This window comes from Archaeoglobus profundus DSM 5631 (assembly GCF_000025285.1).
GTDB lineage: Archaea > Halobacteriota > Archaeoglobi > Archaeoglobales > Archaeoglobaceae > Archaeoglobus_B > Archaeoglobus_B profundus.
In genome coordinates this window covers 124,920-140,267 of sequence record NC_013741.1, presented here as the reverse complement: position 1 = coordinate 140,267, position 15,348 = coordinate 124,920, and the positions used below count along the sequence as shown (strand labels likewise).

The following is a 15,348-nucleotide window of genomic DNA, read 5'->3' as shown; positions in this document are numbered from 1 at the left end:
AACCGTGAGAACCTCGCAATATAAACTTAAGCTTGTGTTTCGAGTGATCTTTATGAAGGAGGCAAAAAGTGGGGTTTGATAATAGGCTTTCTGCTAGCAAAGATCATACGTTTAACAAGAACGTCCAAGTTATATACCAGCCAGCAAAGCACATGAAGCTTATGGCAACCCAGTCCTTCCCCTCAAGATTCACACCAAGCTTTGGAAGAAGGAACTTGTTCACGTAGATTAGAAAAACGAGGACAATTATTCCAAGCGGATCCCTCGACCTGATACCGTCTGTTATAAGGAAGGACAGAATGCCCGCTATCGCTCCCAAAATAAGGGGAATGCCCGTCTTGATTAAACCTTCTCTGTTCATCTTCATCACCTGAAGTTCGGTCTCTTAGACAGCAACATCGGTAAAGGCAAAGGCTTGAACGGTTTACCCTCACACTCCTTTTTAACTCTTTCCGCAAGTTCATCGATACTCATCTTGACCCTCTTCTGCTCCTTCAAGGTTGATTCTGCTCTAATTGTTACAGTCAAGAATCCTCCCTTAACTTCATCCTCACCAATCACAGCAACATAAGGTATCCATTCCCTCCCGGCATCCCTTATCTTCTTGCCTAATGTCTCATCCCTGTCATCAACATCTGCTCTTATCCCACGCCTACTCAACTCATTTGCAACCTCAATTGCTCTATCTAAGTACCTCTCCGAAACGGGAATGACTCTAACCTGTGTTGGAGAGAGCCAGACGGGAAGCATTGGCAACTTACCCCTTTCCATATTCATGTGGGCTTTCTCAAGCAGTGCATACATGCATCTCTCTATAGCACCGCTTAGAGAGCAGTGTAAAATCAGAGGTCTCTTCTTCTCACCGTTCTCATCCACATAGCTTATGTCATATCTTTCAGCATTTTCAACATCTATCTGAACAGTCGACAGGGCCGATGCTTTCTCCAAGGCATCTACGAAGTTAAATTCAAATTTGAGAACGAAATAGAAGAATCTTTGATCCCACATCTCCACCAGAATGGGTTTTCTAAGAATATCGACAAGAGAATGAATGAACTCCTTGTTCTGTTCGTAGAAATCTTTAGTTACTCTTACCGCAACTTCGTAATCTTCAGGATCTATTCCAATTCCCTTTAAGACTTCTACGGAAAGCTTGTATTGGTTGAAGAACTCTTGCTTAGCTTGTTCCATGTCCCTTACGAAGGTGTGCATGTCCGGCATTGTGAAGGCTCTAAGCCTCCTCAAACCTACCAACTCTCCCCTCTGCTCCTTTCTGAAGGAGTATCTTGTCAGTTCGTAGAGCTTCATGGGCAGATTTTTGTATGTTATGACGGAATCGTGAGCTATTAGAAACTGACCAAAGCAAGCCGCAAATCGAAGGAAGAACTCCCTTTTGTCGCCTTTAATTATGTATTGCCTCGCTGGAAATCTCTCCAAATACCTCCTCAGTGTTGGATGACTTCTGTCGTACATTATCGGTGTTTCGACTTCCATAGCCCCGTATTCTATGCACTTTAGCGTTACAAACTCTTCAAGGAGGCTTTTGATTAGCCTACCCTTGGGATAATACCTCAAATGACCAGAATCTGATGCCGGTTCGTAATCGGCAATTTCAAGTCTTTTCATTAGCTCGACGTGCGGTGGTATCTTGTCAACAGCCCTCCTCTTCTCCATCTCATACCTTGCAAACTTCCTCAAGTTTTCGTAACCAGTGAAGTCGAATTTTTCAACCTCAACAAGCTCCTTATCCGGAGTAAGGATAAACCAGTAGCTCTTAACTTTCTCCTCAGCCTTTAAAGCCTGAGTAACTTCTTTCTCCTCCTCAACTACTATTGAACGGGAAAGCTCGCTGAGAGGGTGTCCTTTACAGGAGAGCTTGAAAGCTTTATACCAGCCGAAAGGAGCTCTGTGAACATTAAAATCCTGACTAAGCTTGCTTTCAATCTCCTTTAAAACGGCAACTGCTGTATCTGGATCGGCTAAGTTTGAGGAGAGATGAGCGTAAGGGTAAACAACTATCTTATCTACGTTGAGCTTCTTGGCAACCTCCCTAATCTCTTCAACAGCCCTATCTACAACATTTTCATCACCCTTTTCAACGGACGTAAAGACGACAAGGCACTCCTCAATTCTTTCCTTCTTAGGCTCCCAATCCTCAGCAAACTTCGTTTTCTCTTTAGGCTCGTATTCGATATAATCCGCATGGATGAGCAGAAGTCTCATGGATGCAAGGAAGTTCGACTGCTTAAAATTTTAATGGAAAACAATTTATCGGTGTTAGATTACTTAAGTCATGCCTTACGAACACCGTCTCGAAGCTATATTTACGAGAGTCTCAATTCGAAGATTTAAACCCGATCCCGTTCCAGAGGATGTGATTAAAGTCATTTTAGAAGCGGGGAACGCTGCACCTTCAGCCGGGAATTTACAGGCAAGAGATTTTATTGTTGTTAGAGATGAGAATACCAAATTGAAGTTGGCAAAGGCAGCATTAAAACAGATGTTCATAGCTGAAGCTCCGGTAGTTATCGTTGTGTGTGCAAACTATCCCCGATCGATGAGAGTTTACGGAGAGAGAGGAAGGCTCTACGCGGAGCAAGATGCCACCGCTGCAATCGAGAACATACTCTTGGCTGCGCACATGCTTGGATTGGGAGCGGTTTGGGTCGGAGCTTTTGATGAAGTTGAGGTAATGGAAATACTTGGAATCCCAGACTACGCAAGACCTATGGCTATAGTACCTATAGGCTACCCAGCTGAGAAACCTAAAAGAAGGGAGAGGTATCCAATAGAATATCTAACGCACTGGGAGAAATGGTAATTAAGCGTAGATTGTCAAAATGTCTTCATCTTCAAGCACGTGATCTAAACCAACTCTCTGTCCCTGATACTTTACAGATTTACCCCAGACCTTAGCATATCTAAAGCTCTCAAGCATACCCCTGTGAAGTTTTTTGCAGACATCCGCGACGGTGCAACCCCTTCTCATTATCAGAGGCTCGTCAAAATCGGGCTTTCCACCCGGAGGTTTGAGGTATATTCTTATGAAATCGAGCTTCCTGTAAATCTCCTCCTTCAACCTGTCCAAGTTTATTCCTCTCTCTGCGGAAATGGGAATTACGTCTTCGGGTAGTTCAGGCTGATAGAGATCGATCTTGTTCACAACAGTTATCGATGGAATGTACACTCTGTTACCCATTATGGCATCTATCAACCTGTCGAGCGTTAAATCCTCCCTTATTATGACTTCAGCGTTGTGTATCCTGTTTTCCTTCAAAACTTCAACAATCGTGCTCTCATCTAAGGAAAGGGGAACGGTTGAAGTTATCTTAATTCCTCCCCTCTCCCTCTTCTTTATAACAACCTCCGGTGGCTTTTGATTTAACCTGATTCCAGCCTCGTAAAGTTCCCTCTTTATGATGTCGATGTTGTGAAGTGTAAAAACGTCAACCACGATAACTATCAAATCCGCGTTCCTTATGAAGCTCAAAACCTCCCTTCCCCTCCCCTTACCCTTAGATGCTCCTTCTATCAATCCCGGAACGTCCACTATCTGAATCTTCGCACCTTTATATTCCAACATACCCGGAACCGGCTTTAGAGTTGTGAAGTCGTAATCGCCAACCTCGCTCTTCGCATTCGTTAAGGCATTTAGGAGAGTTGATTTCCCAACCGAAGGAAATCCTACCAAGAATACGCTTGCATCGCCCTCCTTTCTGAGAGAGAAAGCTGGAGCCTTAGACTTCTTCTGCCTCTGCTTCTCAAGCTCCTCTTTAAGCCTTGCGAGCTTAGCTTTAAGCCTACCTATGTGGTGTTCAGTAGCCTTGTTGTAGGGTGTTTTCTTGATCTCCTCCTCAAGTCTCTTGATCTCTTGGATTATATCCATCGCGAATTTAAAACCTGAATGGGGTTAAATCGTTTATGCCAATACGTTTGCAACAAAACGTTAATAGCTGAGGCTTGGTAACAGGAAGTCTAATCCATTTGGAAAGCAGAGAGTGGAAGGGTTAAGGATGAGGTGCTGGAGCGATGTTGATATTTGTTGGGATGGGTCTCTGGGATGAGAGGGACATAAGCTGTAAAGGCTTGGAGATCGCAAGGAAAGCTGACGAAGTTTACGTCGAGTTTTACACTTCAAAGCTCATGGGAACGAACCTCGAAAGAATAGAGGAGTTCGTCGGAAGAAAAATCGTCGAGTTGAGTAGGAGCGATCTTGAAGAAAACTGTGTTTGGATAATCGAGAGAGCTAAGGAGAGGGATGTCGTTATTCTAATCCCCGGTGATCCGATGATCGCTACAACTCACTCCGCTCTTAAATATGAGGCTGAAAGAAGAGGGGTTAAGACGAGAGTAGTAAACGCTGGTAGCATAATCAACGCGGTTTGTGGTTTAACGGGTTTGCACAACTACAAGTTCGGTAAATCTGCCACTGTCAGCTGGATTAAATCAAAAACGCCAATAGACGTTATAAATCAGAATCTAAGCATAAACGCCCATACACTTCTCTTCTTAGATTTGCATCCCAAGCCTATGACCATAAAGGATGCAGTAGAGATTCTAATGGATGTTGAGAGTGGTGTTGGAGATTTGTTTGCGGTGGGAATTGCGAGGGCTGGGAGCGAAAATCCAGTTGTGAAGTGCGATAGAATGAAAAATTTGAAAGATTACGATTTTGGAGAGCCTTTGCATGTCATGGTCGTGTTGGCTAAGCTACACTTTATGGAGTTCGATTGTTTAAGGCTGTTCGCTCAAGCTCCAGATGAGCTTGAGGAGATTGTTGAATGATAGGAAGTTGGTAATAATGCCCCCGAGTTTTGGACGAAAAAGAATTGAAGATGGTGATTGCTGAACCAGTTTAAATCAACTCCCTCAAATAAATCTTGTACTTTCCTAACTTACCTCCGTAGTTCCCGGCTGAAATCTTCACAACTCCATCCACATTCATTCCGACCTCTATACACACCTTCATAGCCTCCTTAACGGCTTCTAAGCTCACACCGTTGATTACTATCTCGGGAATGGCTTTAACACCTTCTGGAACTTTAGAATCGGGTATCTTGCCCTTCAACGATGGGCAGTAAGGGTGGTTTGTCGTTGGACCTATCTCTGGGAACTTCGTTTCGGGCTTGGAACCCGCTGAACATACATCGAAAGGTGTTATCACTCCATCCACATCCTTTAAAGCCTCAACAGCCCTTTCACCAACTTCCAATGCTGATTCTTCGCTCTCGCAGAAGTACCAGATGTTACCTCCAGCTACACCTTCGGCGTAGCCTATGTAACGCTCGATGACAAACTCTCCGAACATTATCGGAACGACTATAACTTCCCTACCCCACCTCTCCTCAAACCACTCGTATCCGTCACCACACCTTCCAACGTTTATCTCTACATCAATTTTCTCACCTTCACAAGCGTTGAAAACTCTTGTAGTTGGGACAACTAAAATCCCCTGTCTTATTCTCTTACCCATTTCTCTAAGCAGAACATCCATGAATTTTTTAGTCTTCGGAACCCAGATTTGGATTACCGCTCCAACTCTTCCATCTGGTGTTTCCTCAGGACTCAACCACCTTTCTACTCCAGCCTCAGATTCTCCAAAGACTGTAGATGGCAGTGCCGTTGCGGAATAAACGGCTTTTTCAAGCAGATACTTGTACTTGGCAGTTACAATTAAGCGAGTGTATATGCCGCTAAAAGCCTCACAGTACGTATCCTCTACTTCAACCATACCACCACTTAGCTCAGAACTTAATCATTCTTTTGGTGAGTACTTCAAACACATAACCCTCACGATGACTACAGAGATTAGAAGGACTGAAAAAGCTATTAGCGTAAGCCAATCATACTCTCCAACGTAGAGCTTTATCAGAATTTCTCTCAAGATAAATATTGACGCAATCTCAGCCATCAAGCTAAGTCTGACACGATGGTATGCAAAGTATTCTGTAAAAGCCCTTGTGAGTTCTATCAGGACAAAGAACGTGAGTATTTCGGCGATAAGTTCGTCTAGAACTCTTCTGCTTTCAACTATTACCACATTGGGAATAGACTTCACAATAATGTACACATTTAAAATTAGCAGAATCAGAACTACGAAAGCCATCATGAACATGAGTGCGTAGTATGCTTTCGTAAAGAATTGGTAAGTCTTGCCCTTTGCCACGTACGACCTTTAACAAGATAAAATTTAAAAATTACTACTTGAAGTATTTCTCAGCTCTTTCAAGGGCTCTTGCAACTAAATTGGCTGAATTCTCCATATCTCTCATATCAACAACTTCAACTGGGCTGTGGATGTACCTCGCAGGTATACTAACCACACCAGATGGAATTCCAGCTTTCGTGAGCTGAATTGCCGTTGCATCCGTTGTTCCACCTTCAGCAACTTCAAGCTGATAGGGTATCTCGTTCTTCTCAGCAGTTTCCTTCAACCACTTTACGACATTCTTTGTTGCAATCAGACCCCTACCACTTGCATCAACTATTGTTATAGCTGGCCCCTTTCCAAGCTTTATATCCATGTAAGTTGACTCCGCACCGGGAAAATCTGTGGCAACGCATACATCCAATGCTAAAGCTACATTTGGCTCAATCGCAAATGCTGAAACTCTCGCACCCTTCAAACCGACCTCCTCCTGAACTGTAGCTACGGCATAAATTGTTGCATCGCTCTTAGTCCTCTTTAAAGCCTCTATCATTACAGCCAAACCTGCTCTGTCATCCAAAGCCTTTCCAGTTATCCTGTTACCCATCTTTACAAGTTCTCTATCAATGGTTATCGGAGTTCCAATCTCAATGCCCATCTCTTTTACATCATCCTTGCTCTCCGCTCCTACGTCAATGAACATATCCTTAAACTCTATCGCCTTCTTTCTTTCCTCATCTTTCATAACGTGAGGAGGTTTGCATCCTATAACTCCGTAGACCTTCCCCTTGCTTCCGTGCAGAACTACCCTCTGTCCCAAAGCTATTTGACTGAACCACCCACCTATCGGTGTAAACCTTATGAAACCCTTCTCGTCTATGTATTTCACCATAAAACCGATCTCATCCATGTGCGCACAAACCATCTCCTTGAATTCGCTACCGTTCTTGATGCAAATAAGGTTCCCGAGCTTGTCGACCTTTATCTCATCGACGTAGCCCTCAAGCTCTGCTTTGACTATCTCTCTGACCTCATCTTCGTAACCACTTATTCCGTGTGCGTCGCACAACTTTTTGAGTAGTTCAAACATGGTTTCGAGTCGGTTGAAGTTATATAAATTCTGCTCGTTTGATTTAGGCAAACCAAAAGGATTATATATTTTTAGGATACCCTAATTTCGATGAGCCTAATTCCACTAGCAATGTTACCAGAGGGTGCAAAAGGCAAAGTTGTTAACATTGTCGGAGGTATAGGCGCTCTGAGGAAGCTCATGGCTATGGGAATAGTACCGGGCAAAGAAATCCGAGTTCTGGGGAGGAGGGGTGGGGCCATGCTAATTTCGATAAACGGTACGAAGTTCGTGATAGGGAGAGGTTTAGCAATGAAGGTGATGGTCGATGTTGGGAAAGAGGGCTGAAGACTACTTGGAGGCAATTTATGAGCTTTGCAGAGAGAAAGGTTTTACGAGGGTGAAAGACATAGCTGAGAGATTGAACGTCAAGCCTGCCACCGTCTCAGAAATGCTCGAAAAACTCTCAAAAGGGGGCTATATAATATATAGAAAGAGACTTTTCGTGGCCTTGACTGAAAAGGGAAGAAAGGTAGCGAGAGATGTGAGAGAGAGAAGGGAGATACTTGTAAAGTTTCTTACAGCCTTGGGAATTCCTAAGGATATTGCTGAAAAAGATGCATGCACGATAGAGCATGTCTTACATTCTGAAACGGTTAAGCAGCTTAAGAATTTTGTAAAATTCATAGAAGAATGTCCCGCTATAAGCCCGAAGTGGCTTGAACACTTTAGGGAGTTTTGTAGAACGGGTATTCACCCTTGCGATAGAGCAAAGAGCGAAAGGGTTAAGCGTAAGGCGTTAAACGTTTAACAACTTCCGCTAGGATTTCAAGTATAGATTCTTTTACGAAAATAAAGCTTAAGAAACCTAGCGATTTAGCGTGATTTCTCTAATAATTTGATATGCTTAGGCTTTTAGGAGATTTATCGAAGAATCTAAATTTCTTAGGTAAGTCAAATGACAATCTAAATTTATTAGGATTAAGTATTTATTCAGCTAAATTAAATTTCTGACAATGAGAAGGTTGCACGAACTAAAGCCGGGAACGAAAGCCATCGTTTTGGATGTAGAAGGAAATACGACCTTGAAACGGAAACTCTTGGGAATGGGGCTGACAAGAGGAGCGGAAGTTAGGATTGTCAGAAATGCTCCATTGAAAGACCCAATGGAGATAGAAGTTAGGAGATATCGTCTTACTCTTCGTAAAGCTGAGGCTGAGAAGGTTATCGTTGAGGTGAGAGAATGAAAGAGACTATAAAGGTTGCATTAGCCGGGAATCCGAATGTAGGGAAGTCCGTGATTTTTAACTCTTTAACTGGTGCAAGGCAGAAGGTTGGAAACTGGCCCGGTGTTACGGTTGAGAAGAAGGAAGGAATTTGCGAGCATAAAGGAGTCAAAATGGTAATAGTCGATCTTCCCGGTATTTATTCCCTTTCAGCAACATCTCTAGATGAAAGAATTGCAATGGACTTCATACTGAACGAAAGGCCTGATGTTGTCGTTGATATAGTTGATGCATCGAACATCGAGAGAAATCTCTATCTAACACTCCAGCTGATCGAAATGAGAGCAAACGTCGTAGTTGCTTTGAACAAGATGGATTTAGCTGAATCGAAGGGTTACAAGATAGATGTAAGAAGGCTTTCTGCCGATTTAGGGGTTCCAGTAGTTCCGATGGTTGCAATAAGGGGTGAGGGGATTGAGGAGCTTAAGAACACGATAATTCAGGCCTCACGTATGCCAAGAAAACCTGTTATAAAGTACAACGACAGGATCGAGAGGTATATCAAGCTTTTGGAGTCTAAAATCGTTGAAAATTCAATTCTTTCAGAGTATCCATCAAGGTTTGTTGCCATAAAGTTGCTCGAGCTTGACGATGAGATTATGAGCAAAGCTAGAATAAGCAAAGAGGTGGTAAAAGAATGGATTTCGCCAGTGAGCTAGCTTTGGCAAGGTATGAAAAAATTGAAGAAATAGTTGGTAAATGCGTTGAAAAAGTTGAGAAGCCAAGGACGTTCTCAGACTTAATAGATACTGTTGTGACTGACAAGTACGTCGGAATACCGATATTCTTGGCCCTAATGTGGGCAGTATTCCAATTTGCATATTCAGTCTCTGCTCCATTCAGCGATGCAATAGATGTGTTCTTTTCATTCTGCTCGGACTGGGCCAAGAGCAACATAGCTAATCCGCAACTGGCATCATTAATTGGAGACGGAATATTCGGTGGATGGGGATTCGTCTTGGTTTTCCTACCACCTATAGCATTTGTGTTCATAGCTTTGGCAGTACTCGAAGATAGTGGCTACCTACCAAGAGCCGCTTTTGTAATGGATAGAGCTATGACTAAGGTAGGATTGCAGGGTAAATCTTTCATTCCGATGCTTCTCGGTTTTGGTTGCAACGTTCCAGCCATAATGGCTACAAGAACGATAGAGGACGACATCGACAGAAAGATCACTATAATGGTAAATCCTCTGATGTCTTGCTCTGCAAGGTTACCCGTCTACATGCTATTTGCCGGAGTGTTCTTCGAGAAATTTGCCGGTGCAGTGATAACATTGATGTATATACTCGGGATATTGCTCGCTGCAATAATGGCCACACTCTTCAGAAAGCTCATATTCGGTGGAAAACCTTCACCTCTGCTCATGGAACTGCCTCCTTACGAAACTCCAACTGTAAGAAGTATTTTGATAAGTGCTTGGAATAGGACTTTAATCTTCCTGAAAAAAGCTGCAACAATACTCTTCATTGGAGCACTCGTGATGTGGTTCCTAACAACACATCCTTGGGATGCAACTAACGGTGGCGAACTAATCGAGAATTCCTACGCATCTGCAATAGGCCATGCTGTTGAACCAATAATCAAACCTTTGGGTTTGGACTGGACTGCCGGAGTAGCTTTGGTCGGAGGATTCTTGGCTAAAGAGATCGTTGTTGGGACTTTGGGAGTAATATACGGCGTTGGTGAAGAGGATGTTGCTGATGTTATATCACAACACTTCACACCAGCTTCCGCACTGGCTCTAATGGTAATAACGCTGATATACCTACCTTGTTTAGCAACACTTGGAATTCTGAAGCAGGAACTTGGTAGTTGGAAGTGGACAACATTTGTTGTTGCTTATGAACTTATCTTGGCCTATGTTGTAGCTTTGATCGTTTACGGAATTGCTGTAAGCTTGGGGGTGGCTTGAATGAGGTGGTATTCGGCAATCTTATTCATAATGACGCTTGCAGCTGGATTACTCGAGATCGTAGGAGGATTGAAGGGAGAAATGATATTACAACTATTTCCAAGCGATGTATTTGGGGGCTTAGTTCTGATTGTGGTTTCAGCGATATTTCTGAGAGGACTAACGCACGATGAACATGATGCTTTCTTTGGTTTTGGCTCATTGATGCTTGCCGTATTTGGTGTACTCTACACACTGGTCTTGCTCACGAACGGATTGGATGCATGGATCGTGGGAGATGAGTGGAATCCCTTAAACGATCTAAGGGTAGAAATTCTGCTACTTCCACTTGCAATACCGGGATTGACAGCTCTCAATAGAGCTAGGAAGACTTTGCCACCTTAGCTTTATATATTGCCCATTTCAATATTATGCATGGGGGGTGATGTAAGAATATTAATTGCAGCTTTATCCTTCGCATTTTTCGTAGTATGCCCAAGAATGGCAGGAATTACGAGCTTAATAGCCAAGTCGACGGGATTGGATCTGATAAAGGTTACAGTTATCGGCACTCTAGTGGCTATACCCCTAGTTGTTGCAATGGTTCTAATATTTAGCAGGTACGGTCTGATTGCGGCTCTAGCTTTCGCAGTCTTAACAGACTTTTTATCGGCTCTTGCGATGAAAGAAATCAGTCCAAAAGCGGGGATTGAAACTCTAGTCATCGCTCTATTCGTTCTTATAGGGGCAAAAGTCGCTACGTATATTTCAAAATTCATTTAAATTTTTACCAATGTTTAGATGTGAAACGATCTGAAAAACTGCGATCAACTCAACTACAACCAGCAATTTTTATTTAGTGTCACTGGCCAACCAAATCCGTGAAAGTTGCTCTCGTTGGAAATCCAAACGTTGGGAAGACAGCCCTTATAAATGCTTTAACTGGTGGAAACTTCACAGTAGGTAACTTTCCCGGTGTGACAGTTGAAAAGAAAGAGGGGAAGGCGAGGATAGACGGTAAGGAGGTAATTTTCATAGATCTGCCCGGCATCTACAGCCTTCAACCCAGATCAATAGATGAAAAGGTTGCGAGAGATTTTTTAGTTAAGGAAAGGCCAGATTTAATTTTAAACGTCGTAAACGCATCGAACCTTGAAAGAAATCTATACCTCACATTAGAACTGACAGATTTCGGAATTCCAATGATAGTTGTACTCAACATGGTCGATATTGCGAAGAATAGGGGAATAAGAATAAGGAGCGACAAGCTCAGCGAGATTTTGGGTGTTCCAGTAGTTGAAACTGTTGCAAGTAAAGGAATAGGAATAGACAGACTAAAAGAGGAGATCATTAAAGGAGGGAAAGTTCCGAAAAGATTGGGTAGAACTTTTGAAGAGAAAGTTAAGATTGCCGAAGAAATTGCAAATAAAGTGATCGAGAGGTTCGAAAGCAAGGTTATCATAAGCGAGCTGCTTGATGAAGCTTTTATGGACAAGCATTTGGGAATTCCCATTTTTCTATCCCTCATGTGGATGGTTTTTGTTTTCACTTACAATGTCGCGCAGCCAATCGTTGATTTGTTAGATGCCTTTTTTTCTGCGCTTGCAGATCTCATATCAAGTTATGATGGAATACTCTTCGATTTGCTTGGTAACGGTGTCATTAGCGGTGTTGGTAGCGTTTTAGTTTTCCTGCCAAACATCGCGTTTCTCTTTATCTCGCTGTCGATCCTTGAGCTAAGCGGTTATATGCCCCGCGCAGTTTATTTAGTGGATTCAATCATGTCAAAATTTGGATTGAATGGTAGGTCTATAATCCCGCTTATAATGGGGTTCGGTTGCAATGTCCCCGCTGTAATGGCTACGAGAAGCATAGAGGATGATAGAATTAGGCTAACCACCGTATTGGTAAGTCCGTTCATGTCGTGCAGTGCTAGATTGCCTATATACGTCCTTTTTGTTAGCGCACTCTTTAGGAATGGTAGTGCTGTCATAATGAGCCTATACTTGTTCGGATTGGCTGTAGCCCTAATATCGGCATTTCTTTTCAGAAAGACTATATTTAAGGGAGAGGCAGAGTACATACTCGAATTACCTCCTTACATCTTACCGAACGTTAGGGATATAGTACTCCTAACTTGGAATAGGGTCAAGCACTTCCTTGAAAAAGCTGGAACAGTCATAGTCGTTATGGCAGTATTCATATGGTTCATAACGAGCTATCCAAGTGAGAATATTGAAGAGAGTTTTGCCGGAATAATCGGTAAGGCTATTCATCCCCTCTTCGCACCGATGGGTTGGGATTACAAACTGGTTCTTGCCCTCATAATGGGTTTTGTTGCTAAGGAGGTAGTTGTCGAGACGATAGGATTAATGAATGTCGATGTAAGCCTTTTAAGTACATATCAGGCCTTAGCTTTCATGGTTTTCACACTACTTTACGTACCCTGCTTTGCAACGATTGCCGCAATAAGAAGTGAAGCCGGATTTAAGTGGGCGATATTTTCAATTCTTTATAGCTTTATCGTCGCCTACATATTCGCATTACTGATAACGGAGGTGGGAACTTGGTTGGCCTGATTTACTTTATGATATTTTTTGTATCAGCAATTTTCGAATTGAAGAACAGCTATGCAAACTCTTTTGTACTGTTTACAATATCTGCAGTCTTCCTCAAGGGAGTAGTTACAAAAAAGGATGGGTACTGCTTGGCTGGATCTATACTTGGATTGGCTTTCGGTGTTTTAATGATCCTATCTGCTATGGCATCCTACGCTGACACCTTTTTAGGTGGAGAAGATGCCAATTTTAGTTATGGGATTGTTGGAATTTCCACACTTCCTTATCTGCTCATGATGAAAAGGAGGTTGTCTGCATAAAAGAGATATATTCTAAGCCGAAAGTCAAAGCGTGGAACCACCAGAAGACAGGGAAATGCCTCTACAGGAACACCTGGCAGAGCTTAGAAAAAGACTCTTGAGAGTTTTCGTTGTTTTTGTCATAGGAATTGCGATAGTTTTTAGATTTTCTGGACAGATGATAAAGGATTTTTGGAGCTATGTGCTACCCGATACTCAAATCAACGTTGTGACTCCAACTGAATGGTTCATGGTTCAACTTACATTTTCGTTCTCGGTTGTGCTCATCGTCGTTTATCCTTATTTGGTCTACGAACTCTATCAATTTGCTAGGCCCGGACTTTACGAGCATGAGAGGAGATTTGTAAAAATCTTTCTACCCTTTTCCTATATACTATTTTTAGTCGGTGTCTCTTTAGGCTTCTTCATCGTTGTTCCTAGGGTTTTCAGCATATCCATGCTTTTCAATATGGGAGCTGATCCTTTCTTAACAGCCAAAAAAACGCTGTACTCAGCCTTGAAGATAATATTAGCCTTCGGACTGTCGTTTCAGATTCCAGTTTTAGCTGTGATAGCGGTTAGAATCGGTTTGATAGATTCCAAGTGGTTGAAGAGCAAAAGGTGGATAGTATATCTAGCTGTTTTCATTCTGGCAACGAATTTAACTCTCGATATATCGGGAATCAGTCAAATAATCGTTCTGACCCTCGTTGTAATCATGTACGAGTTCAGCATAGTGCTTGCAAGGATCATGGAGAAAAATATAAAGAGTACGGGATAAGGCAGTTCAATGCGCATAGTCATAGCTGGAGCAGGAGAGGTAGGATACAACTTGGCGAAGGTTTTGTGCGATAATCACGATGTTTACGTCATAGATATAGATGAAGATAAGGTAGAAAATATGAAAAATCTTAATGTTTCTGCAGTAAGAGGTAACTCCGCAAGCATAGACGTTCTGAAATCTGTCGAAATAGAGAAGGCTGATGTATTCTTGGCTGTAACAGGTGATGACGAGGTAAACATGCTTTCTGGTCTTTTGGCTAAGAAGTTTGGTGCGAAAAAAGTCGTTGTTAGAGTGAGCAATCCAGATTACGTTGACAGACCTATCGTTAGAGATCACATACTCGGATTCGATCTCGTAGTTTGTCCACAGCTCGCTTTGGCAAACGAGATTGCAAATCTGCTCATGATTCCTGGAGCTGTTGACTTTGTAACGTTGAGTGGGGGGGAAGCTAACGTCGTAGAAATCAAGGCTGGAGCGGGCATCGTTGGAAAGAAAATTTCCGATTTAAATTTACCGAAAAACGTGCTAATCGTAGCTATACTCAGAAATGGAGAAGTTGTTATACCCAGAGGAGAAACCGTAGTAGAGGAGGGAGATGTTCTAGTCGTTTTGGGAAGAGTGGATGAAATTGCAAAGGTTCAAGCATTTGGGCAGACTCTTGTAAAGAATGTTACGATATTCGGAGGGGGAACCATAGGAGAATACATAGCAAGAACTCTCGAAACGGGGAAGTTTAAGATAACCTTAGTGGATTCGAACATTGATAGATGCGAAATTTTGAGCGAGAGTTTAAGGAAGACAAAGGTTGTATGCGGAGATGCAACGGATGTCGAATTTCTTGAGGAAGTTGAGGTTGGTAAGAGCGATGTAGTGATCGCAACAACCGAGAGCGACGAGAGAAACTTGATGATTTCTCTCCTTTGCAAAAGCATGGGTGCGAGGAAAGCTATTGCGAAGGTCGAGAAGGGTGATTACATAAAGATATTCGAAATGGTTGGAGTAGATCATGCAATATCTCCTAGAAGGGTAACCTTTCTCGAAGTAATGAAATATCTCAGGCTTGTGGATATAAGGAGTATTGCAGAAATTAAACAGAAGATTGCCGTTCTGGAGTTTATAGCCAAGAATGTCGATGATGTTAAGATAATGGATCTAAAGTTACCTGACTGCGCGATAATAGGAGGTGTGATTAGAGGAGAGGACTTCTTGATACCTCGAGGAGACACCGTAATCAAAAGGGGAGATAGAATACTCGTTTTCGCAACTTGGGATTGTATAGAGGAATTAGAGGACATATTCGAATAAAAAAC

At 42.5% G+C, this 15,348-nt stretch carries 17 protein-coding genes and 1 pseudogene; 12 read left to right on the top strand and 6 right to left on the bottom strand.

What is annotated here, in order from left to right; translation table 11 throughout:
* Positions 1-103: 103 nt before the first annotated feature.
* Together ARCPR_RS00820 and ARCPR_RS00815 are read right to left on the bottom strand one after the other, a co-directional pair.
* Positions 104-367 carry an EMC6-like membrane protein gene (locus ARCPR_RS00820; protein WP_048084299.1) on the bottom strand — a complete coding sequence of 88 codons (264 nt, stop codon included), beginning with the start codon at positions 365-367 and terminating at the stop codon, positions 104-106.
* On the bottom strand, positions 367-2,223 hold the full coding sequence (locus tag ARCPR_RS00815; RefSeq protein WP_012939571.1) for a threonine--tRNA ligase: 1,857 nt from the start codon (positions 2,221-2,223) through the stop codon (positions 367-369). The genes ARCPR_RS00820 and ARCPR_RS00815 overlap by 1 nt, the downstream gene beginning before the upstream one ends.
* 70 nt (positions 2,224-2,293) lie before the next feature.
* Between ARCPR_RS00815 and ARCPR_RS00810 the strand changes: the two genes are divergently transcribed.
* A complete protein-coding gene (locus ARCPR_RS00810) occupies positions 2,294-2,821 on the top strand; it encodes a nitroreductase family protein (RefSeq protein ID WP_012939570.1) in 528 nt (175 codons plus the stop codon).
* Here ARCPR_RS00810 and ARCPR_RS00805 read toward each other — a convergent pair whose 3' ends face one another.
* Positions 2,822-3,886, bottom strand: coding sequence for an OBG GTPase family GTP-binding protein (locus tag ARCPR_RS00805; RefSeq protein WP_012939569.1), 1,065 nt, complete (start codon positions 3,884-3,886; stop codon positions 2,822-2,824).
* Positions 3,887-4,029: 143 nt separating this feature from the next.
* Here ARCPR_RS00805 and dph5 point away from each other — a divergent pair, with 143 nt between their 5' ends.
* A complete protein-coding gene (gene dph5, locus ARCPR_RS00800; protein WP_012939568.1) occupies positions 4,030-4,785 on the top strand; it encodes a diphthine synthase in 756 nt (251 codons plus the stop codon).
* A gap of 70 nt (positions 4,786-4,855) precedes the next feature.
* On the opposite strand, the gene ARCPR_RS00795 is transcribed toward dph5, so the two are convergent.
* From ARCPR_RS00795 to ARCPR_RS00785, 3 genes are read right to left on the bottom strand one after another with little or no spacing between them, the layout of a single operon-like run.
* Complete coding sequence (locus ARCPR_RS00795) at positions 4,856-5,731, bottom strand: formylmethanofuran--tetrahydromethanopterin N-formyltransferase (RefSeq protein ID WP_012939567.1); 876 nt, start codon at positions 5,729-5,731, stop codon at positions 4,856-4,858.
* Between the two features lie 24 nt (positions 5,732-5,755).
* Entirely contained in the window at positions 5,756-6,166 is a 411-nt protein-coding gene (locus tag ARCPR_RS00790; protein ID WP_012939566.1) for a phosphate-starvation-inducible PsiE family protein, read from the bottom strand.
* Positions 6,167-6,200: 34 nt separating this feature from the next.
* A complete protein-coding gene (locus ARCPR_RS00785; RefSeq protein WP_012939565.1) occupies positions 6,201-7,238 on the bottom strand; it encodes a M42 family metallopeptidase in 1,038 nt (345 codons plus the stop codon).
* A gap of 90 nt (positions 7,239-7,328) precedes the next feature.
* On the opposite strand from ARCPR_RS00785, the gene ARCPR_RS00780 reads away from it, so the two are divergent.
* From ARCPR_RS00780 to trkA, 10 genes and pseudogenes are all read left to right on the top strand, one after another.
* Positions 7,329-7,565 carry a FeoA family protein gene (locus ARCPR_RS00780; protein WP_012939564.1) on the top strand — a complete coding sequence of 79 codons (237 nt, stop codon included), beginning with the start codon at positions 7,329-7,331 and terminating at the stop codon, positions 7,563-7,565.
* A complete protein-coding gene (locus ARCPR_RS00775; RefSeq protein ID WP_012939563.1) occupies positions 7,546-8,028 on the top strand; it encodes a metal-dependent transcriptional regulator in 483 nt (160 codons plus the stop codon). The genes ARCPR_RS00780 and ARCPR_RS00775 overlap by 20 nt, the downstream gene beginning before the upstream one ends.
* A 205-nt stretch (positions 8,029-8,233) precedes the next feature.
* Positions 8,234-8,464 (top strand): FeoA family protein, encoded by a 231-nt coding sequence (locus tag ARCPR_RS00770; protein ID WP_012939562.1) that lies wholly within the window; start codon positions 8,234-8,236, stop codon positions 8,462-8,464.
* A pseudogene (gene feoB, locus ARCPR_RS00765) lies at positions 8,461-10,418 on the top strand (ferrous iron transport protein B). The gene ARCPR_RS00770 and the pseudogene feoB (ARCPR_RS00765) overlap by 4 nt, the downstream one beginning before the upstream one ends.
* Positions 10,419-10,802, top strand: a complete 384-nt coding sequence (locus tag ARCPR_RS00760) for a hypothetical protein (RefSeq protein WP_012939561.1) — start codon at positions 10,419-10,421, stop codon at positions 10,800-10,802.
* 30 nt (positions 10,803-10,832) lie between these two features.
* Positions 10,833-11,180, top strand: a complete 348-nt coding sequence (locus ARCPR_RS09465; RefSeq protein ID WP_012939560.1) for a hypothetical protein — start codon at positions 10,833-10,835, stop codon at positions 11,178-11,180.
* Positions 11,181-11,278: 98 nt separating this feature from the next.
* Positions 11,279-12,976: a ferrous iron transport protein B gene (gene feoB, locus ARCPR_RS00750; RefSeq protein ID WP_012939559.1), complete on the top strand. Its 1,698-nt coding sequence runs from the start codon at positions 11,279-11,281 to the stop codon at positions 12,974-12,976.
* The gene (locus ARCPR_RS00745) at positions 12,964-13,275 is read left to right on the top strand and encodes a hypothetical protein (protein WP_012939558.1); all 312 of its coding nucleotides are present in this window, start codon (positions 12,964-12,966) and stop codon (positions 13,273-13,275) included. Before feoB (ARCPR_RS00750) ends, ARCPR_RS00745 begins: the two co-directional genes overlap by 13 nt.
* A 31-nt stretch (positions 13,276-13,306) precedes the next feature.
* A complete protein-coding gene (tatC, locus tag ARCPR_RS00740) occupies positions 13,307-14,035 on the top strand; it encodes a twin-arginine translocase subunit TatC (protein ID WP_012939557.1) in 729 nt (242 codons plus the stop codon).
* A gap of 9 nt (positions 14,036-14,044) precedes the next feature.
* The gene (trkA, locus tag ARCPR_RS00735) at positions 14,045-15,343 is read left to right on the top strand and encodes a Trk system potassium transporter TrkA (protein ID WP_012939556.1); all 1,299 of its coding nucleotides are present in this window, start codon (positions 14,045-14,047) and stop codon (positions 15,341-15,343) included.
* Positions 15,344-15,348 lie beyond the last annotated feature (5 nt).

What these genes read in the sequence shown, in the direction of transcription:
- ARCPR_RS00820 (WP_048084299.1), bottom strand. Translation starts at nt 367, where the DNA reads ATGAAGATGAACAGAGAAGGTTTAATCAAGACGGGCATTCCCCTTATT.
- ARCPR_RS00815 (WP_012939571.1), bottom strand. Translation starts at nt 2,223, where the DNA reads ATGAGACTTCTGCTCATCCATGCGGATTATATCGAATACGAGCCTAAA.
- ARCPR_RS00810 (WP_012939570.1), top strand. Translation starts at nt 2,294, where the DNA reads ATGCCTTACGAACACCGTCTCGAAGCTATATTTACGAGAGTCTCAATT.
- ARCPR_RS00805 (WP_012939569.1), bottom strand. Translation starts at nt 3,886, where the DNA reads ATGGATATAATCCAAGAGATCAAGAGACTTGAGGAGGAGATCAAGAAA.
- dph5 (WP_012939568.1), top strand. Translation starts at nt 4,030, where the DNA reads ATGTTGATATTTGTTGGGATGGGTCTCTGGGATGAGAGGGACATAAGC.
- ARCPR_RS00795 (WP_012939567.1), bottom strand. Translation starts at nt 5,731, where the DNA reads ATGGTTGAAGTAGAGGATACGTACTGTGAGGCTTTTAGCGGCATATAC.
- ARCPR_RS00785 (WP_012939565.1), bottom strand. Translation starts at nt 7,238, where the DNA reads ATGTTTGAACTACTCAAAAAGTTGTGCGACGCACACGGAATAAGTGGT.
- ARCPR_RS00780 (WP_012939564.1), top strand. Translation starts at nt 7,329, where the DNA reads ATGAGCCTAATTCCACTAGCAATGTTACCAGAGGGTGCAAAAGGCAAA.
- ARCPR_RS00775 (WP_012939563.1), top strand. Translation starts at nt 7,546, where the DNA reads ATGTTGGGAAAGAGGGCTGAAGACTACTTGGAGGCAATTTATGAGCTT.
- ARCPR_RS00770 (WP_012939562.1), top strand. Translation starts at nt 8,234, where the DNA reads ATGAGAAGGTTGCACGAACTAAAGCCGGGAACGAAAGCCATCGTTTTG.
- ARCPR_RS00760 (WP_012939561.1), top strand. Translation starts at nt 10,419, where the DNA reads ATGAGGTGGTATTCGGCAATCTTATTCATAATGACGCTTGCAGCTGGA.
- ARCPR_RS09465 (WP_012939560.1), top strand. Translation starts at nt 10,833, where the DNA reads ATGGGGGGTGATGTAAGAATATTAATTGCAGCTTTATCCTTCGCATTT.
- trkA (WP_012939556.1), top strand. Translation starts at nt 14,045, where the DNA reads ATGCGCATAGTCATAGCTGGAGCAGGAGAGGTAGGATACAACTTGGCG.